The sequence below is a fragment of the Streptomyces sp. NPDC127068 genome (assembly GCF_042724695.1).
Taxonomy (GTDB): Bacteria; Actinomycetota; Actinomycetes; order Streptomycetales; family Streptomycetaceae; genus Streptomyces.
On sequence record NZ_JBHXEN010000024.1, the window covers coordinates 17,797 to 35,097 of the forward strand.

A 17,301-nucleotide genomic window follows, 5' to 3' on the forward strand; every position below is an offset into this window, starting at 1 on the left:
CGGGCCCCGGACCAGCCGCGCGAACGGCGAACCTTCGGCAGGATGGGGATCGTTGGGCAAGGGTTCGCAGGTGGGCGTCGGGTGTCGGGGTCTGGACGTGGCGTCTTCCAACCCCGATCTTTACCTAACATGCATCTACTTCAGCAGGATGTCCCGTACCTCGCGGTCGAGTCGCCGCAGGGCGTCCTCGGGAGCGACCCGTCCGGTCAGCGCCCCGTGGGTGACGGCGGCGATCGCCAGGCTGACCTGTTCGTAGCGGACGCTCTTCATCCGTACCCGGGAGGAGGCGACGCTGCGGGCGAGCACGGGCAGGTAGGGGTAGCGCCGCACCAGGGCGGGGTCGGTGTACAGCGAAGCCCGCACCGGCGGCAGGGCGCCCTCGGTGAGCACCCGCCGCTGGACGTCCTCGCTCAGCAGGTAGGTGAGCAGGTCGGCGGCGGAACGCGGGTGCGGGGAACGGGCGTTGACCGCGAGGTTCGAGCCGCCGAGCACTCCCTGGCCGATGCCGTGGGGTCCCGGCAGGGGCACCACGCCGACCTTGCCCGCGACCGGCGAGCCGGGTGCGGACGACAGGGTGTGCACATAGGGCCAGTTGCGCAGGAACAGCAACTCACCCGCCTGGAACGCCTGTCGCGAGCTCTCCTCCTTGTAGCCGAGCGCCGCTTCGGGTATCCAGCCCGCCCGCAGCCCTTCGGTGAGGAACCGCAGGCCGGCGAGCGCGGCCGGAGTGTCCACGGTGACCTCGCCGTCAGGACCGGTGAGCGAGCCGCCCGCCGACTGGATCGCCTCGGTGACGTTGACGGTCAGGCCCTCGTAGGCGAGGAGTTGACCGGCGTACCCGTGCATGCGGTACTTCCGGGACAGGGTCGACGCCTGCCGGGCCAGTTCGTCCCAGGTGCGGGGCGGTTCCAGGCCCTCCCGGTCGAGGACGTCCTTGCGGTAGTACAGCAGGGCCGCGTTGGTGACGTACGGGACGGCGTAGCGGCGGCCCCGGTAGGTGACGGTGTCGAGGACCGAGGGCAGCAGCGCGGAGTCGGGAACCCGGGCGCGGTCCACGGGGGCGATCCAGCCGTTGCCCGCGAACTCCGCCGTCCACGCCACGTCGATGTTGAGGACGTCGTAGCGGGCGCTGCCCGAGCGCAGGCTGTCCCGCAGCTGGGCGTGCACCTCGTCGGCGGCCTCCGGGAGTTCGACGAGTGCGACCCGCTCGGCGGGGCGGGCGCGGTTCCAGTCGGCGAGGACCTCGTGGAGGTAGCCGGTGAGGTCCCGGCCGGTGACCAGGGTCAACGGGCCGCGTCCACCGGACGCCTCGGCGGGGCCGCCCCGGGGCGCTCCGGAGGCCGTGGCCGCGGTCAGCACCAGCAGGGTCACCAGCAGGACGCCGCAGATCCGGGCCGCGCGCCCGCCGACGGCACCACCGCGCATCGTTTCCGCCCTCCCCCGGTCCGACCGCGGGAACCCCCCGCAACCGGTACGTTCCCACCGGTGCCGCACCAGGCATCATGTATACCTGCGGAATCGACGCGCCACCCACCGGTCGGCCACGGTCCGGGCGCGCGGGTGCCGGAGCGACCCGGCGGCCCCGGCAGTGCGTCCGCCCCACTCGCCTAGGAGGGACCTGGCACCGTGCGTCTACATCTGCTGGCGCTGCTCGCCGGTGGTCCCGCCCACGGTTACGAGCTCAAACAGGCCCTGGAGAAACTCCTCGGCGCGGCGTACCCTCAGCCGAACATCGGGCAGATCTACGTGACGCTCGGCAGGTTGGAACAGGCGGGGCTCATCGAGGGGAAGCACGTGAGCCAGCCGGACCGGCCGGACAAGAAGATCTACGAGATCACCGTGGCCGGCCGGGAAGCGGTGGACCTCTGGTACGAGAACCCTTCCGAAGCCCCGCGCGTGCGCGACGACTTCTTCATGAAGCTGGCCCTCGCCCATCTGACCGGTACCGCCGACCAGATCGCGTTGATCCACCGGCAGCGACGGCACTACCTCACCCTGATGCGCGCCCTGTCCCGGCTGGAGCGCGCGGAGCAGGGCCCGGAGCAGCGCATCGCCCGGCTCCTGATCGAGGGGGCGTCGCTGCACCTCCAGGCCGACCTCGACTGGCTGGAACGCTGTCAGGAGGAACTCGAATGAGCGTCACGGTCCCCGGCGCAGGCCCTGATGACGGGAGGTCGACCGGGAGCGGCGTCGCAGCGGCCGGGTCCGATGACGCGGACGGGGCGTCCGGGGCCGGGGCACCGCCGCTGCTGAGCGTGCGGGGCCTGTCCAAGTCCCATGCCGGCGAGGCGGGTGCGGTGCACGCGGTCCGCGGGGTCGATCTCGACGTGGCGCCCGGGGAGTTCGTCGCGATCACCGGGACCTCGGGCGCCGGCAAGTCGACGCTCCTGCGGCTGCTCGCCGGTCTCGAACGTCCTGACGGCGGCACGATCCGGCTCGCCGGGCGGCGGGTCGACGCCCTGAGCGAGGCCCGCTGGGCGGTGTTGCGCCGCCGACGTCTGGGGATCGTCTTCCAGTTCTTCAACCTGGTCTCCACGCTCACCGTGGCGGACAACGTGGAGATGCCCGCCCTGCTCGCCGGACGCGGTTCCCGTACGGGTCGCGCGGCCGTGCGGGAGTTGCTGGGCGAGTTGGGCCTCACCGGCCGGGAGGACGCCCTGCCGGGCGATCTGTCGGGCGGTGAGCAGCAACGCGTCGCCCTCGCCCGCGCCCTGGTCAACCGGCCCGACCTGCTGCTCGCGGACGAGCCCACCGGCAGTCTCGACAGCCGGGGCACCCGTGAGGTGGTGCGGCTGCTCACCGAGTTCCACGCGGCGGGTCAGACGATCGTCCTGGTCACCCATGACGCACGGGTGGCGAGCGCCGCCGAGCGGGTGCTCACCCTCAGCGACGGTCGGATCGTCGACGAGATCCGACTCGGCGACGACCCCGGGCCCGGCGCCCGCGCCGCCGGACTCGTCGAACTGGCGGAGTGAGCCGGTGCGGGCCCTGGGACGCTGGGCGTGGGCCGATCTGCGCACCCACCGGGGCCGGGCGGCGACGCTGACGCTGGCGACGGCGGGGGTGATGGCGGCACTGCTGCTGTCGGCGGCGCTCCTCCAGTTCGCGGCGAGCCCCTGGCAGCAGGTGTTCACCCAGACCCGGGGCAACCACGTCTGGTTGCGGCTCGGTCCCGGTGCCGACACCCGTCCGCTGTCGGACCTCCCCGGGGTGGAGAGCATGTCCGGCCCCTACGGCACCATCCCGGTGACGGCACGGAGCGCCACGGCGCGGGCCGCTCTCGAACTGCGGTCGGTGCGACCCGACGGACCGACCGGACGGGAACGACGGTTCCTCGTCGGACGGTGGTTGTCCGGTGCGCCAGGTGAGGCGGTGCTCGACCGGGCCACCGCCGAGGCGTTGTGGGCGCGCCCCGGTGACGACCTCCGGATACGGGCCGCGGGCGCGCCGCCGGGCGTGCTGCGGGTCGTCGGGGTCATGACCTCGTCGGAGGCGGGGTACACCGGCGAGGCCCGGGCGCAGCGCCCGGGCACGGCGTGGACGGCGGCGGGCACGGCGGCCCGCTACGCCGCGGGGGGCGCACCCGGGCGGACGGTGGGCCTGCGGCTCGGCGACGCCACGGACACCGACTTCGTGGTGCAGCAGGCGGTGGCCGTGGCGGGCCCGGAACACGTGGTGCGCGTCTCCACCTGGCGGGAGGCGCGGGCCGCGGCGGCGGCGGAACACCGGCTGTCGGGGCGGCTGCTCCGGGGGTTCGGCGTCGGTTCGCTGGTGGCGGCGGCGCTCGCGGTGACCGGCGGGGTCAGTGGCCGGATCAGGGGGCAGGTCCGGGACATCGCGGTGTTGAAGGTCATCGGCATGACGCCGCGTCAGGTCGCGGTGATGTTCGTCGCCCAGCACGCGGCGCTGGCCCTGGTGGGGGTGGTGCTCGGGGGCCTCCTGGTGCGTGCGGTGGGCTCACGGGTGCCGGGACCGCTCGGCGAGGCGGTCTCGTACGGGGTGGGCCTCCCGGGTTCCGTGCCGGGGGCGGGGGCGATCGGCGCGGTCACGGTGGGGGTGATCGCGGCGGCGACCGCGTTCTCCGCGTGGCGGGCGGCCCGGGTCCCGCCGAGCCCGATGGCCCGCGCGGCCCGGCCGCGGGCACGCCGCATGTCGCGGTCGGCCCGCCGCGCACTGCGCTGGGGCGTGCCGCCGCACCTGGTGCTCGGCTGGCGCGGGGCGACGCACCGCGGCGCGCGGTTCACCGGGTCGGTGGTGCGGCTCGCGGTGCCGCTCATGCTGATCACCGTGGCGCTGGCCGCGCTCTCGACGCTGGAGGCGCTGCGCAGCGGCAGCGGTGGGCAGATGAACCCGACGCCCCCGTTGACCGTCCGGCCGGGCGCGGCGGGCCCGGTGCCCGGGCAGGTGGCCCGGATCGCGGACGACTCCCGGGTGCGGGCCGTGTACCCGGCGGCGGAGGTCACGGCCCTGATCCCCGGCCAGACCCGTTCGGTGACCCTGCGCGGGCTCGGTACCGCGGCCCACGCCTACCCGTTCGTGACGGTGGAGGGCCGGGCCCCGCGCGCGGCCCACGAGGCCGTGGCCGGACAGGGCCTGCTCGACGCGACGGGCACCGGGGTCGGTGACTGGGTGCGGCTCACCGTCGGCGGGACCCCGCACATCCTGCACGTCGTGGGCCGTTCCATCGAGCCGGAGCACAACGGACAGGTCATCACCACCACCCTGGACACCCTGCGGGCGGGCGGCACCGCGGGCGCCCCGCAGTCGTACGCGGTGCTGCTGCACCCCGGCGCCGACCCGGACGCGGTGGCCCGCTCCCTGCGGGCGGCCCTGCCCGGCGCCGACGTCCGACGGGCGCCGTCCGCCCCGGCACCGGCCGAGTGGGTCACCGGGGTGCTGGGCGGGCTGATCGGTGTCCTCGGGCTGGTCGCGGTGGTGGAGCTGGCGGGGTCGGCGAGCGCCGCCGCCCGGCACCACGGCCGTGAGCTGCCCGCACTGCGCGCACTGGGCCTGACGCCACGTCAACTGGTGGGGGTGATCGTCACGCACTGCGCGGTGACCGCGGTCGCGGCGACGACCGTCGGCACCGCCCTGGGGCTGCTGGTCGCCCGGCCGCTGATCGACGCGGAGGGCCACGGCAGCGGGGTGGGCGCCGGCATCGCCGCGCTGCCCGAGGTGCCCTCGCTGGCGCTCGCGGCGGCCGGCCCGGTGCTGGCGGCGGTCGCGCTGGCCCTGGTGCCCGCGGTGCGTGCGCAACGCCGCCGGGCACCCGACCCCACGGCGGCGCCGGGGTGATCCCGCCCGTCCCCACGGGGCCGCCGCCTCCTGACTGCCGGTGCGTACCGGTTGGAGGGGGAAGCGCTCGTCGTGCTGCACGTCGACACCCAGGACCCGGTGGTGGTCCGCTGGACGAGTCCGGCCGCCGTCGCCTGGCGCCGGGCCCGACCCAGCGCCCCCGGCGAGGAGGCGCTGCGCCGACGCGATCCAGGGCGGGCCCGGCACCGGTATGTCCGCGGTGGGCCCGCACCGGGTGACCTGGCTCGGACAACGGGCGCTTCCGCCCCGAGGAGATCCTCGTCGTCGGGCCGCACGGCCGGTTCCTCGACTACGTGGGCAAGGTCCTGCCGACCCTGGGCACCCGGAACGTCACCGCCGTGGAACCGGCCCGGCTGTGGGACGGTCCCGTCCGGGCGACGGGCTCTACGAGGTGCCGGGGTCCGGGCGGACCGCGTACCCCGAGGTCCGGGCGCCCCCCGCCCGGGGTCCGGGACTACTCCGCGGGCGCGGTGCGGGTGCGCAGCGTCGCGCGGGCGGAGTCCAGGTCACAGGCGCGGGAGCGGTTGTGCGGCAGCCGGGACAGGACCTTGGCCATCCCGCAGGTGTTGGTGACGGCCGAGAACACCAGCCCGCCGGCGATCCCCGCGGAGGCCCAGCGCGCCCCGGACCAGCGGCGCCCGGCCAGCAGTCCGGCGAGGACCAGCGTGCCGGCGGCGAGTCGGACCTGGCGTTCCATCGCCCAGACCGCGCGGCCGTCCTCCGGCCGGTCGAGGTCGTACCCGAGACGGGCCCACTCGGTGGTGCCACCGGTGAGCGTCGCGGCGGCCACGCCCTCCTCGGCGAGCGTGGTGCACGCCTGCACGGAGCGGTTCCCCGAGGCGCAGACCACGAGCAGGTCGCCCCGGTCCGCGGCGTCCCGGAGGTCGGGCAGGGCGGCGCGCAGGTCGTCGAGGGGGATGTTGAGGGCGTACGGGAGGTGGCCCGACGCGTACTCGCCGGGGGTGCGCACGTCGATCACGGTGAGCGCACCGAGCCGCTGGGCGGCCTGCTCGGGGGTGAGTGCGGGGGATGTCGTCACGGTGTCGTGTCCTTCCATCGGTGGTACTGGGGTGGTGGTGATTCCGGTGTGCCGCGCCCCTCCGGTAGAATACCCATAGGGGTATATCGAACGGAGTCTGTCGTGGAACTGGCTTTGGCGGCCGAGGAATTGAAGACCGTGGTCAACCGGCTGCGCCGGGCTCAGGGCCAGATCACGGGAGTGATCAAGATGATCGAGGAGGGCCGGGACTGCGCCGATGTGGTCACCCAGCTCGCCGCCGCGTCCCGGGCCCTGGACCGGGCCGGGTTCGCGATCATCGCCACGGGCCTCGAACACTGCCTGACCGACGAGAACATGTCCGCCCCGGAGGACCGGGAGCGGATGCGGGCCCGGCTGGAGAAGCTGTTCCTGTCCCTGGCTTAGCTCCGGCGCCCGGCGACGGCGGCCGGGAGGCCGCCCGGCGGGGGTCATCGGGCCGCGTCCACGAGCATCAGCACGGCGACCGCGAGCAGCACGCCCGCGAACACCCGGTGCAGCACCGCGTCCGGCAGCTTCGCCCCGAGCCGCTTCCCGTCCCACGCACCGAGCACGGCCGCTGCCGCGAAGGGTCCCACGACCGCCCAGTCGACCCCCGTCGCCGTGCCCCCGCGGGCGGCGAGCGCGACCAGCGCGTTCACGGAGACGACCAGCAGGCTCGTCGCGACGGCGGCACGGATCCGGAAGGCCAGCACCCCCGTCAGTGCCGGCACCGCGAGGAATCCCCCGCCGACTCCGAGCAGCCCGGTCAGCGCACCCAGCCCGGCGCCCGCGGAGACCGCCTTTACCGGCTGCACGGCGGTGGCGGTGGCTGGAGCGGTGGCGGGCGGTGCCGGGCGCAGCATCCGCAGCCCGGCGAGCCCGGCGACCAGTCCGAAGGCGGCCGTCAGCAGGGCGGCGGGCACCCGCGCCGCGAGCACGCCCGCGATCGCCGCCGGAAGCACTCCGGCCGCGGCGAGGAGAAGCCCGCCGCGCCACTGGACGGCACCGGTCCGCGCATGCGCGTACAGGGCGGTCAGCGAGGTGACGGAGACGATGAGCAGGCTGGCGGTGGTCGCCTCGGCGGGGGTGAAGCCGAGCAGGTAGACCAGCGCGGGAACGGCGATGATGCCACCGCCCGCGCCGAGGGCTCCGAGGGTGATCCCGACGGTGCCTCCGGCGAGCAGGGCGAGGATCAGTTCACTCACCGCGGGACGCGTCCGTCCCGGTGAGCGAGGCCCGCACCGCCGCGTCGAACCCGTCGTCGACAGCGACGACCGTGCGCCCCGCGGCGTCGAGCAGGGATGCCGCGATCGCGGCTCGCATCCCGCCCGCGCAGTGCACCCACACCACGCCCGGCGGCACCTCGGCCAGCCGGCCGCGCAGCTCGTGGAGGGGGATGTGGACCGATCCGGTGACGGCACCCGCCGCGCGCTCGGAGTCCCGTCGGACATCGAGGACCACCGGGTCGGCCCCCGCGGCGTCTTCGGCGCGCGCCGCGGCCAGTTCGGCGAACGTGGCGCGCCGGAAGGCGGTCAGGGAGTCGCCCTCGCGCACCCAGGTCCGGGGGTCGCCGGTCGCCGCGGCGGCGGGCCGGTCCACACCGACCCTGACCAGTTCCCGCTGGGCGGCGGCGATCTGCTCCGGCGTCTCGGCGAGCAGGGTGACGGGCTTGCCCCACGGGATCAACCAGGCCAGGTAGGTGGCGAGTTGGCCGTCGCCCTCGAAGTTCAGCGTGCCGGCGACGTGACCGCGGGCGAAGGCGACCCGGCCGCGCAGGTCGACCACCCACTCCCCCGCGGCGAGCCGGGCGGCTATCTCGTCCGCGTCGGCGGGGCGCGGCGGGGTCAGGTCCACGGGGGCGGGGCCTGCGGCGTTCGCCGGGCCCATGTGCGCGTAGTAAGCGGGGACGTCCTCCAGACCGGCCAGGAGTTCGGCGACGAAGGTGTCGGCGTCCTGGGTCAGTGCGGCGTTGACGAGGCGTTCGGTGCCGATGGTGGAGGCCGAGCCGCCGCCGGGGCCCGAGGAGCAGAAGCTTCCGAAGCCGTGGGTGGGCAGCACCGGAACGTCATCGGCGAGGGTGTCCGCGAGTCGGTGGGCGGAGGCGTGCTGCGCCCGTGCCAGCTCCACCGTGAGGCGGGGTTCCACCAGGTCGGGACGGCCGACCCCGCCGATGAGGAGCGAGCCGCCGGTGAACGCCGCGACGTCTCGCCCCTGCTCGACCAGTACGTACGAGGTGTGGTGGGGGGTGTGGCCGGGGGTGGCGACGGCCCGGAGCGTCAGGCCCTCGTCCACCCGGACGGTGTCGCCGTCGCTGACGGGCGTGCGGGCGAAGGAGACCGACGCGGCGGCCGGCACCAGGTAGTGCGCCCCGCTGACCCGGGCCAACTCCAGGCCTCCGGTCACGTAGTCGTTGTGCAGGTGCGTCTCCACGACGTGGGCGATCCGTACGCCCCGGCGCGCCGCCGCGGCGATGACCCGGTCGATGTCACGCGGCGGGTCGACGGCCACCGCCGCGTCCGGGCCGCCCGCCAGATAGCTGCGGTTGCCCAGGCCCTCGAACTCCAGGGTGTCGACGAAGAACACGGCTGCACACTCCTCTCGCTGTACCCCCCGGGGTATCCATACCTGCACCCTAACAAATACCCTGGGGGGTATAAAACGACCCCGGAGCGGCCGGCTCGGGACAGCGCGCGGGGAGCCAGGACGGCCGGAAGGACCGCTGATGGGAGGGGTGGGGACGCGAAACAGGGCACCGGCGGGGTGCGGGCCCGTTCCTCGCCCGGCCGGTCAGAAGGTGAAGACGATCCTCGCCCGTACGTCCCCCGCCAGCACCTGGGCGATGGAGTCGTTCACCGACTCCAGGGGCCTCGTCTCGCGGATGACCCGGGTGCGCCCCGCCGCGTGCAGCCGGAAGACCTCGTCCAGGTCCTGCCGGGTTCCGACGATCGACCCGAGCACGGCGGTGCCGCCCAGTACCGTCTCGAAGATCGGCACCTTGATCGTTCCGCCCGCGGGCATGGCGACCATCACCAGGCGTCCGCCCCGCCGCAGTCCCGCGTTCAGCGCACCGAACGCGGCCTCGTTCACGGCGAGGGCGAGCCCGATGTGCGCACCCCCGTGGGCGCGCAGCACCTCCGCCGGGTCCTCGGTGGCGGCGTTGACGAGGATGTCCGCGCCGAGGGAACGGGCGAGGGCGAGCTTCTCGTCGGTGACGTCGATCGCCGCGACGGTGGCCCCGGCGATCTTGGCGTACTGCACCGCGAGGTGGCCGAGCCCGCCCACCCCCGAGATCGCGACCAGCTGGGCGGGCCGCACCCCGCCGACCTTGAGCGCCTTGTACGTGGTCACTCCCGCGCAGGTCAGGGGTGCCGCGTCGCGGGGGTCGACGCCGTCCGGCACCGGGCGCGCGAAGTCGGCCCAGGCGAGCATCTTCTCGGCGTACCCGCCGTGCGCCGCGTGGATGTCGGTGTGGCACAGGCCCGATGCCTCGACGGCGATCAACACCTGCCCCGGGCCCGGGGCGGGGTCGGGCCGGTCCTCGATGACCAGGGGCTCACGGAACGCGCGGACCACGGCAGCTTTCATGACGGCCTCCCGCTTCCATCGTGCGCGGAGTGCCGGTACGGGGCCATCCGTGCGACGTCGCACGGCAGCACGCCAGACCGAGAAGCTCCGACGCCCCTCGTGCACCGCCGAGCACCTCTGACCCCCTGCGCCCCACCCGTCGCGGCGCACGATCGCGGCGGTGACCGCGCGCCGCGACGGAACCTCCCGATCACCGGACCCGGGGGGCCCGGCCGCCGTACGATGCCCCTGTTCGGCGCGGGCCGCCGGACACCACAACGACATGGGGGACGTCCGGGGGAAGCCGGTGGGAATCCGGCGCTGACCTGCAACCGTGTGCGGCACTGCGGTGCCGCGAGTCGGAGCGCCCGGGGTTCCCCGCACACCGCTTCCCTCTGTCATGGTCTGCGGAGGTGGAGCCCTGGCGTCCCGCGCACCGGGTGCCCCGTCCGTGAGGACACGGACGGGCGGCCGAACGCAGGGGACGGGCGGGGCCCTTCACCCCGTGGGCCCGTATCCGCCAGGAGGCCCCATGCGTCACCACCTGTTCCGTCGCACCGCCGTCGCCGCGGCCCTGCTCGGTCTCGTCCTCACCGGCGCCCCCGCGCTGGCCGCCCCCGGCGCCGCGCCCGCCGCGGGGAGCACCCTAACGGCCGCCGGAACCAACACCCCGGTGAAGGTCACGCTGACCGTGCGCGGGCCCGACGGGGTGCTGTTCCGGGGCAAGATCCGCACGAAGGGCCACGACGTCACCCCGGCCACCGGCGGCACCCAGCGCTGCGACGGCACGAACGGCGGCGCCCACCCCAGTGCGGTGCCCACGCCGACGGCCGCCCTCGACGACGCGGCCCGCAAGCGCGGGTTCGCCTGGGACGGCACCTGGTACCCGTCGTTCGAGGACTACTTCGTGCAGTCCATCAAGAACGTCGACGCGGGCGCGACCGCCTACTGGAACATCTCCGTGAACGGAACGTCGACCCCCGTCGGCGGCTGCCAGTTCAGAATCCACGCCGGGGACCGGGTGGCGTTCACCTGGACCGCCCTGTAACCCTCCGCCGCCCCCGGAGCGGCCCCGGAATCAGCCGTGTTCGGTGTGGCTGGACGTGGTGTCGGCGGGCGGCTCGGTGCGTCCGCCGTCCCGGCCCGTGACCAGTACGGCCACGAGCACGCCCAGGACGGCGACCACGGCCAGCCGCCCGCCCAGCCGCAGCGTCCAGACGGCCTTGGCCCCCGACCGGGCACCGGGGGCCGCGAGCCGCTGGGAACGCCGGGCCGGACGCATCAGTCGCGCCAGGAACAGGGCGGCGACGGGGAGTTGGAGCAGCCACACCGTGGTGCGGAACCAGCCGTCGTACCACACGTTCGTGCCGTACAGCAGGGTGTGCCAGACGCTGAGGACGTACACCACGAGGACGAAGCGGTGCATGACCCGCCAGGTCCTGGCGCCGATGCGGTGACGGAAGTAGAAGAGCAGGCCGAGGGGGATCGCGAGGTAGAGCGCGGCCTGACCGACGGGGATCGCGATCCGGCCGGTTCCCGATGCGTAACCGCCGGGGACGAACGCCTCGACGAAGGCCGTGGCGGTGCTGGCGTACCAGGAATCGGTGTCGTGCCGGATCAACTCCGCGGCGAACAGCAGTGCGTGAGCGGTGATCAGCGCGATGGTGTTGATGCTCGTGGTGCGGTGGAGCCGTTCGAGGCGGGGGCCGGACAGGGGCAGCCAGCTCGGGCGGGGACCGGACAGCAGCAGCCCGAGGACCACCGTGCCCCAGGCCCACAGCAGCGCGGACCAGCCGAACGCCTGACTGAGGAAGTACATCCAGAAGGCACCCGCGTCGGCCATGAACGGCATCACGGTGAGCGTGGACGAGGTTTCGGCCTCGATCCGGACGTAGAGCAGCACGAAGACGGCGCCGGTGACGAGGAGGGCGAGGGAGCCGTCGAGGACACCCGCCCGCAGGTCACCGCGGAGGGTCACCCGGGGGCGCGGCGGCGCCGTCGACACGCCCGGAGGTCCGGGGGGCGTGCCTACGGCGGGCGAGGACTCGGAACCGGGCACAGCACGGTCGTTTGTGGGGTTCACGGCGGGCGGCTCCGCTTCTGTCACGTGTCAATGAGGTCGTGCAGGACCGGGTGGGGCCGGTCGCACACGTAGTCGGACGCGGAGGGCGGAAAGTTCCCCGGAGGACGTAGTGACATGGGTCACGACACACGGTGTCCACAAACGGGGGCGATCGCGCCAACTGTCCGGTCAAAGCCCTTACCCGGGACCCGTATCCCACTGGCACCATGACTCTCATGGGAGCCGGAACCGCACTCCGCCTCACGCACACGACGATCCTCGTCGCCGTGTGCGTCGTGGTGTCCGGGCTCGGCCACGCCCTGGCGTCGGGGGTCTCGCCCTCGTTCCAGGGCTACCTGGTCGCGATTCCCCCGGTGTCACTGCTCGCCTGGCGACTGACCCGCCGGGAACGGTCCGCGGGTGCGGTGATCGGGGCGAGCGCCGGGGCCCAGATCATGCTGCACGCGCTGTTCGGCCTGACCCACGGACCGGGCGGCACGGCGCACGGGGTCCACACGGCCCATCCGCGCCCCGTCACCGTGGACGGCACCGGCCTGGCCGGGAGCGCCGCGCTCGCCCTCTTCCGTTCCCTGCGCGGCCTATTCGACCTCTCCTCGGTCACCTCGGGCATGGCCAGCGCGCACGTGCTCGCGGGTGCGGTGTGCGGCTGGTGGCTCTGGCGGGGGGAGCGCTCGCTCGCCCAACTCGGCCGGGCGCTCGCGCTGTTCCTCGGGGGTCTGCTGCGGTTCGCCGTGGCCGCCCTGTGCGGGGCACAGGTCCTGCCGGCAGCGACTCCCGCCCCGGTCGAGCGTCGCGCGTCCGACCGCCTGCCGTCTCCGCTCGCCCTGTTGCGCGCGGCTCCCCGACGAGGGCCCCCTCCTTTCGCGTCCTGAGGTTTTGTCCACTTATTTCACCTTTGACGGGTTAAGTCCCGGACGCGAAGGGCGATTTGTCATGCCTTATTCACCTGGAGAAGGCGCACGATCCACCCGCAGCGGCGCTGCCGCCGCCCGGCACGCACACCGCGACGCGGAGATCACCACCTGGGCACTGGCCGCCGGCCTCGGCGACCAACGCGCCGCCGAACTCTTCGTCCACGCCACCTATGACGACGTACGGCGGTTCGTCGCCCATCTGACCACCGATGTACCGGGTTCGGAGGATCTGGCCCAGGAAACCTTTCTGCGCGCGCTGACCAGCCTCAGCGGATTCGCCGGACGGTCCTGTGCACGCACCTGGTTGCTGGCGATCGCCCGCCGGGTCGTCGTGGACCGGCTGCGCCGGGCCTCCGCACGGCCCAGGATCGCCGACAGCGCCGACTGGCTGACCGCCGCGGAGCGCGCGCAGCCCCGGCACCTCCCCGGCTTCGAGGAGTCGGTGGCCTTCATGGACGCGCTCGACTCGCTGGAACCCGGACGGCGCCAGGCGTTCGCCCTGACCCGGCTCCTCGGCCTGTCCTACGCGGAGGCGGCGGAGGCCCTCGACTGCCCGGTGGGCACCATCCGCTCCCGGGTGGCACGTGCCCGTCGGGACCTGGCCGCCAGCTGGCTGGAGCAGCCGAGCGGGGCCCCCGCCCTCGTGGCGGCCTGACCGTCCTCCCGGTGCGGGCGGTACCCGCCGCGCGCACCGGGACCGGCCCGTTCCCCGTTCCGGCCGTGTGACCTGCGCAGCAACCGTGCCCCAGGCATGGGTTCCGGGCACCGGGTCTGTCATGATGACGCGGAAAGGCGACGGCGGAACGAGGAAACCGGTGCGAATCCGGTGCGGTCCCGCCACTGTGATCGGCGAGCGAACCCCGAACGGCCCACTGCCCCTATGCGGGTGGGAAGGGCGGGGCGAGCGGTGACCCGAGAGCCAGGAGACTCACGCGGTCGCCTCCTCGACAGAACTGGGGCGGATCTCCCCAGAGGGGAGCGTGAGTCGGGATGCCCGAAGGGCCGCTGGCCGACGATCCGGTGCCGTGCCGGGTCGTGGTGTGCCGGGACTGCTGCTGCGGCAGCGCGAAGGTGATCGGAGTCGATCACTCCGCGCAGGTGGCGCGGCTGCGCGAGGCGACCTCGGTGACGATCGCCGCATGCCTGGACGTCTGCGATCAAGCCAATGTGATCGTCGTCCGCCCGTCGGCCGCCGGCCGCGCGGCCGGGGCTCGCCCCGTCTGGCTCGGCCTCGTCAATGACTCCGCCGCCACCGAGGACATCGTCTCCTGGGTCCGCGCCGGCGGCCCGGGCGTCGCCGCACCGCCGGACGTCCTCGACCTCTACGTCTTCACCCCGCCGCGGCGGGTCCGTACCGCGCAGTCCGACACGACGGGCTGAACCAACGAACCGACCGCGGGCGGCGCCGTGCCGTCCGTGGTGAGAGGACCGACCACACCATGGCCAGACGCTCCGTCGCCCTGTTCGCCGCAGCCGCCTTCCTGATAGCGGGCTGCGGTGGCGGTGGCACCGACGAGAAGACCGACGGCGCGGCCTCCGCGCCCGAGGGCTTCCCGGTCACCGTCACCAACTGCGGGGTGAAGACGACGTACCAGCGTCCCCCGCAGCGGGCGGTCTCCCTGAACCAGCACGCCACCGAGGTGCTGTTGGCGCTCGGGCTGGAGAAGTCCATGGTGGGCACCGCCTACTTGGACGACAAGATCCTGCCCGAGTACGCGGACGCCTACCGGGGCATCAAGGTCCTCGCGGACGAGTACCCGTCCTTCGAGGCGCTGCTCGCCGCCGAACCCGACTTCGCCTACGCGGGGTTCGCGAGCACCTTCGACGAGCAGGAGGGCCGCAGCCGCGCCGCGCTGACCAAGGCGGGCGTCAACTCCTACCTGAATGTGGAGGAGTGCCCCGAGGGACCGGTGACGATGGATCAGATCGAGACGGAACTCCGCTCGATCGGAAAGATCTTCGGGGTGAAGGACCGCGCCGAACGCGAGGTCAAGAAGGTCCGCACGAAGCTGAGCGGTGTCGAGGGCCAACTGAAGGGCGTCGACCCGGTCGAGGTGTTCGTCTACGACAGCGGCGACAAGACGGCGTTCACCGCGGGTGGTGCCGGCATCGGCAACGAGATGATCAAGGAGGCGGGCGGCCGGAACCAGTTCGACGACCTGGACAAGCAGTTCGGCGACGTCTCGTTCGAGCAGGTCGCCGAGCGGGCACCGGAGGCCATCGTCATCTACGACTACGGGGACAAGACCGTCGCCGACAAGAAGAAGTTCCTGCTCGCGCACCCCGCGTTGAAGGACGTCCCGGCGATCAAGAACAAGCGGTTCGCGGTGCTGCCGCTGTCCTCGACGGTGCTCGGCGTCCGGGTGCCGGCCGGGGTGTCGGACCTCGCCCGTCAGCTGCACCCGGACCGCTTCCAGTGACCGGCGCGCCCCGGGCGGCCGGGGCCGGTGCGCTGCACACCACCCCACGGGACCCGGCCCCGTCGCCCGACCCCCGGGAGGTCCGGACGGGTCGGGCCAAACCGCCGTACGCGCTGGTCCTCGTCCTGCTGGCCGCCCTGGTGGCGGTGGCGGGGACGGCGGGCATCGCCGTCGGCTCGGTCAACGTCCCCGCGGGCCAGGTGTGGAGCATCCTGCTGCACCGGGTGCACCCGGGACTCGCCGAGATGACCTGGACCCCGGTGCGGGAGACGATCGTCATGGACGTGCGGCTGCCGCGCGTCCTGCTGTGCGCGGTGGTCGGCGCCGGACTCGCCGTCGCCGGAACCGCGCTCCAGGCCCTGGTCCGCAACCCGCTGGCCGATCCGATGCTGCTCGGGGTCTCCTCGGGCGCCTCGGTCGGCGCGGTGAGCGTCCTGGTGTTCAACCTGACGGCGTTCGGCCTGGTGACCCTGCCGCTGGCGGCGTTCTGCGGGGCGCTCGCCGCGCTGATCGCCGTGTACTTCCTCGCCCGGTCGGGCGGTCGGATGACCACCATCCGCCTGGTGCTCGCGGGCGTCGCCACGGCCGAGGTGCTGTCGGCGCTCGCCAGCTTCCTGATCGTCACCTCCAACGATCCGCACAAGACGCAGTCGGCGCTGCGCTGGATGCTCGGCGGGCTCGCCGGGACCACCTGGTCGATGCTGTGGATACCGGCCGTGGTGGTGCTCGCCGGCACGGCGGTGCTGCTCGGGGTGAGCCGCCCGTTGAACCTGCTGCTGGCCGGCGAGGAGGCGGCGACCGCGCTCGGGCTCGACGTGCACCGCTTCCGCGCGGCCATGTTCACCGTCGTCGCCCTGATGATCGGCACCATCGTCGCGGTCAGCGGACAGATCGGCTTCGTCGGCCTCATCATGCCGCACGTCGTGCGGCTGCTGGTGGGCGCCGACCACCGTCGGGCGCTGCCCGCCGCCGCGCTGCTGGGCGCGGCGTTCCTCATCGCCGCGGACCTCGCGGCACGGACCCTGATGAGCCCCGAGGAGGTCCCGGTCGGCATCCTCACCGCGCTGGTCGGCGGCCCCTTCTTCCTGTGGCTGATGCGACGGAGGACGTCATGACGGCGCCGCTGACGAAGGACGGGGCGCAGCTGCCCGGCACGGCCGCGCCCGGCGCACTGGACATCGAGGAGGTGACGGTCGCCGTGGGCGGCCGGGCCCTGGTCACCGGGGTGTCCCTCCAGGTGGCGCCGGGTGAGGTGGTCGGACTCGCGGGGCCCAACGGCGCGGGGAAGTCCACCCTGTTGCGCACGGTGTACCGCACGCTGCGGCCCACCTCGGGGCGGGTGCTGCTGGACGGCGAGGACGTGTGGCGACTGCCCGGCAAGCGACTGGCGAGGCAGCTGGCCGCCGTGCTCCAGGAGAGCGCGGGGGACTTCGAACTCACCGTGTACGACGTGGTGGCGATGGGGCGCACCCCGCACAAACGGGCCTTCGCCGGCGATGACGCCGACGACCGGGCCGTGATCGCCTCGGCACTGGCCCGCCTCGACGTGGACGGGCTCGCGGCGGCCCCCTTCAACCGGCTGTCCGGTGGGGAGAAGCAGCGCGTCCTGATCGCCCGCGCCCTCGCCCAGCAGGCCGGCACGATGGTGCTGGACGAGCCGACCAACCACCTGGACCTGCGCCACCAGCTGGACGTGCTGCGGCTGGTGCGGCAACTCGGCGTCACCACGGTCGTCGCCCTGCACGACCTGAACCTCGCCGCCGCCTTCTGCGACCGGCTCTGCGTGCTCGCGGCCGGTCGGGTCGTGGCGCTCGGCCCGCCGGCGGAGGTCCTCACCCGTGAGTTGCTGTCCGAGGTGTACCGGGTGGAGGCCGAGGTCGACGCGCATCCGGTCACCGGGGTCCCGCACATCACCCTGGTGACCGGGGACGACGGTCCGACGCGGGCGTTGTGCCCGTGACGGACCCCCGGCACCCGGTCGGGCAC

Annotated in this window: 17 protein-coding genes and 2 riboswitches; of the genes, 11 read left to right on the plus strand and 6 right to left on the minus strand. The window is 73.9% G+C overall.

Annotated features, from left to right (window positions below; translation table 11 throughout):
* Positions 1-135: 135 nt before the first annotated feature.
* The gene (locus ACFWIA_RS17005) at positions 136-1,425 is read right to left on the minus strand and encodes an ABC transporter substrate-binding protein (RefSeq protein WP_387005335.1); all 1,290 of its coding nucleotides are present in this window, start codon (positions 1,423-1,425) and stop codon (positions 136-138) included.
* A gap of 201 nt (positions 1,426-1,626) precedes the next feature.
* Between ACFWIA_RS17005 and ACFWIA_RS17010 the strand changes: the two genes are divergently transcribed.
* Genes ACFWIA_RS17010 through ACFWIA_RS17020 form a run of 3 tightly spaced genes read left to right on the plus strand, consistent with a single transcriptional unit; the run spans position 1,627 to position 5,295 of the window.
* Entirely contained in the window at positions 1,627-2,136 is a 510-nt protein-coding gene (locus ACFWIA_RS17010; protein WP_387005338.1) for a PadR family transcriptional regulator, read from the plus strand.
* A complete protein-coding gene (locus tag ACFWIA_RS17015; protein WP_387005340.1) occupies positions 2,133-2,975 on the plus strand; it encodes an ABC transporter ATP-binding protein in 843 nt (280 codons plus the stop codon). The genes ACFWIA_RS17010 and ACFWIA_RS17015 overlap by 4 nt, the downstream gene beginning before the upstream one ends.
* Positions 2,976-2,979: 4 nt before the next feature.
* Positions 2,980-5,295 carry an FtsX-like permease family protein gene (locus ACFWIA_RS17020; protein WP_387005343.1) on the plus strand — a complete coding sequence of 772 codons (2,316 nt, stop codon included), beginning with the start codon at positions 2,980-2,982 and terminating at the stop codon, positions 5,293-5,295.
* A gap of 475 nt (positions 5,296-5,770) precedes the next feature.
* On the opposite strand, the gene ACFWIA_RS17025 is transcribed toward ACFWIA_RS17020, so the two are convergent.
* Positions 5,771-6,355 carry a rhodanese-like domain-containing protein gene (locus ACFWIA_RS17025; protein ID WP_387005346.1) on the minus strand — a complete coding sequence of 195 codons (585 nt, stop codon included), beginning with the start codon at positions 6,353-6,355 and terminating at the stop codon, positions 5,771-5,773.
* 102 nt (positions 6,356-6,457) lie between these two features.
* Here ACFWIA_RS17025 and ACFWIA_RS17030 point away from each other — a divergent pair, with 102 nt between their 5' ends.
* Positions 6,458-6,739 (plus strand): metal-sensitive transcriptional regulator, encoded by a 282-nt coding sequence (locus tag ACFWIA_RS17030; RefSeq protein WP_385494482.1) that lies wholly within the window; start codon positions 6,458-6,460, stop codon positions 6,737-6,739.
* A 44-nt stretch (positions 6,740-6,783) separates the two neighbouring features.
* Here ACFWIA_RS17030 and ACFWIA_RS17035 read toward each other — a convergent pair whose 3' ends face one another.
* The 3 genes from ACFWIA_RS17035 to ACFWIA_RS17045 form a co-directional block, all read right to left on the minus strand.
* Positions 6,784-7,539 carry a sulfite exporter TauE/SafE family protein gene (locus ACFWIA_RS17035; RefSeq protein WP_387005349.1) on the minus strand — a complete coding sequence of 252 codons (756 nt, stop codon included), beginning with the start codon at positions 7,537-7,539 and terminating at the stop codon, positions 6,784-6,786.
* Positions 7,532-8,917, minus strand: coding sequence for a rhodanese-like domain-containing protein (locus ACFWIA_RS17040; protein ID WP_387005352.1), 1,386 nt, complete (start codon positions 8,915-8,917; stop codon positions 7,532-7,534). The genes ACFWIA_RS17035 and ACFWIA_RS17040 overlap by 8 nt, the downstream gene beginning before the upstream one ends.
* A gap of 204 nt (positions 8,918-9,121) precedes the next feature.
* On the minus strand, positions 9,122-9,919 hold the full coding sequence (locus tag ACFWIA_RS17045; protein WP_387005355.1) for an alcohol dehydrogenase catalytic domain-containing protein: 798 nt from the start codon (positions 9,917-9,919) through the stop codon (positions 9,122-9,124).
* 276 nt (positions 9,920-10,195) lie between these two features.
* Positions 10,196-10,268: riboswitch (cobalamin riboswitch) on the plus strand.
* Between the two features lie 162 nt (positions 10,269-10,430).
* Between ACFWIA_RS17045 and ACFWIA_RS17050 the strand changes: the two genes are divergently transcribed.
* Positions 10,431-10,946: a DUF4430 domain-containing protein gene (locus ACFWIA_RS17050; RefSeq protein ID WP_387005358.1), complete on the plus strand. Its 516-nt coding sequence runs from the start codon at positions 10,431-10,433 to the stop codon at positions 10,944-10,946.
* A 30-nt stretch (positions 10,947-10,976) separates the two neighbouring features.
* On the opposite strand, the gene ACFWIA_RS17055 is transcribed toward ACFWIA_RS17050, so the two are convergent.
* Positions 10,977-12,005, minus strand: a complete 1,029-nt coding sequence (locus ACFWIA_RS17055) for a ferric reductase-like transmembrane domain-containing protein (protein ID WP_387005360.1) — start codon at positions 12,003-12,005, stop codon at positions 10,977-10,979.
* Positions 12,006-12,196: 191 nt separating this feature from the next.
* Here ACFWIA_RS17055 and ACFWIA_RS17060 point away from each other — a divergent pair, with 191 nt between their 5' ends.
* The 6 genes from ACFWIA_RS17060 to ACFWIA_RS17085 all read left to right on the plus strand — a co-directional run bounded on the left by ACFWIA_RS17060 (position 12,197) and on the right by ACFWIA_RS17085 (position 17,275).
* Positions 12,197-12,853 carry a hypothetical protein gene (locus tag ACFWIA_RS17060; protein WP_387005363.1) on the plus strand — a complete coding sequence of 219 codons (657 nt, stop codon included), beginning with the start codon at positions 12,197-12,199 and terminating at the stop codon, positions 12,851-12,853.
* A gap of 61 nt (positions 12,854-12,914) precedes the next feature.
* A complete protein-coding gene (locus ACFWIA_RS17065; RefSeq protein WP_385753506.1) occupies positions 12,915-13,550 on the plus strand; it encodes a sigma-70 family RNA polymerase sigma factor in 636 nt (211 codons plus the stop codon).
* A 147-nt stretch (positions 13,551-13,697) separates the two neighbouring features.
* Positions 13,698-13,825: riboswitch (cobalamin riboswitch) on the plus strand.
* 60 nt (positions 13,826-13,885) lie between these two features.
* A complete protein-coding gene (locus ACFWIA_RS17070; RefSeq protein ID WP_387005366.1) occupies positions 13,886-14,275 on the plus strand; it encodes a (2Fe-2S) ferredoxin domain-containing protein in 390 nt (129 codons plus the stop codon).
* Positions 14,276-14,334: 59 nt separating this feature from the next.
* On the plus strand, positions 14,335-15,315 hold the full coding sequence (locus tag ACFWIA_RS17075) for an ABC transporter substrate-binding protein (protein ID WP_387005369.1): 981 nt from the start codon (positions 14,335-14,337) through the stop codon (positions 15,313-15,315).
* 113 nt (positions 15,316-15,428) lie between these two features.
* Positions 15,429-16,430 (plus strand): FecCD family ABC transporter permease, encoded by a 1,002-nt coding sequence (locus ACFWIA_RS17080; protein WP_387005540.1) that lies wholly within the window; start codon positions 15,429-15,431, stop codon positions 16,428-16,430.
* A complete protein-coding gene (locus ACFWIA_RS17085; protein ID WP_387005372.1) occupies positions 16,427-17,275 on the plus strand; it encodes an ABC transporter ATP-binding protein in 849 nt (282 codons plus the stop codon). Before ACFWIA_RS17080 ends, ACFWIA_RS17085 begins: the two co-directional genes overlap by 4 nt.
* Positions 17,276-17,301: the final 26 nt, after the last annotated feature.

What these genes read in the sequence shown, in the direction of transcription:
- ACFWIA_RS17005 (WP_387005335.1), bottom strand. Translation starts at nt 1,425, where the DNA reads ATGCGCGGTGGTGCCGTCGGCGGGCGCGCGGCCCGGATCTGCGGCGTC.
- ACFWIA_RS17015 (WP_387005340.1), top strand. Translation starts at nt 2,133, where the DNA reads ATGAGCGTCACGGTCCCCGGCGCAGGCCCTGATGACGGGAGGTCGACC.
- ACFWIA_RS17045 (WP_387005355.1), bottom strand. Translation starts at nt 9,919, where the DNA reads ATGAAAGCTGCCGTGGTCCGCGCGTTCCGTGAGCCCCTGGTCATCGAG.
- ACFWIA_RS17050 (WP_387005358.1), top strand. Translation starts at nt 10,431, where the DNA reads ATGCGTCACCACCTGTTCCGTCGCACCGCCGTCGCCGCGGCCCTGCTC.
- ACFWIA_RS17060 (WP_387005363.1), top strand. Translation starts at nt 12,197, where the DNA reads ATGGGAGCCGGAACCGCACTCCGCCTCACGCACACGACGATCCTCGTC.
- ACFWIA_RS17065 (WP_385753506.1), top strand. Translation starts at nt 12,915, where the DNA reads ATGCCTTATTCACCTGGAGAAGGCGCACGATCCACCCGCAGCGGCGCT.
- ACFWIA_RS17070 (WP_387005366.1), top strand. Translation starts at nt 13,886, where the DNA reads ATGCCCGAAGGGCCGCTGGCCGACGATCCGGTGCCGTGCCGGGTCGTG.
- ACFWIA_RS17075 (WP_387005369.1), top strand. Translation starts at nt 14,335, where the DNA reads ATGGCCAGACGCTCCGTCGCCCTGTTCGCCGCAGCCGCCTTCCTGATA.
- ACFWIA_RS17085 (WP_387005372.1), top strand. Translation starts at nt 16,427, where the DNA reads ATGACGGCGCCGCTGACGAAGGACGGGGCGCAGCTGCCCGGCACGGCC.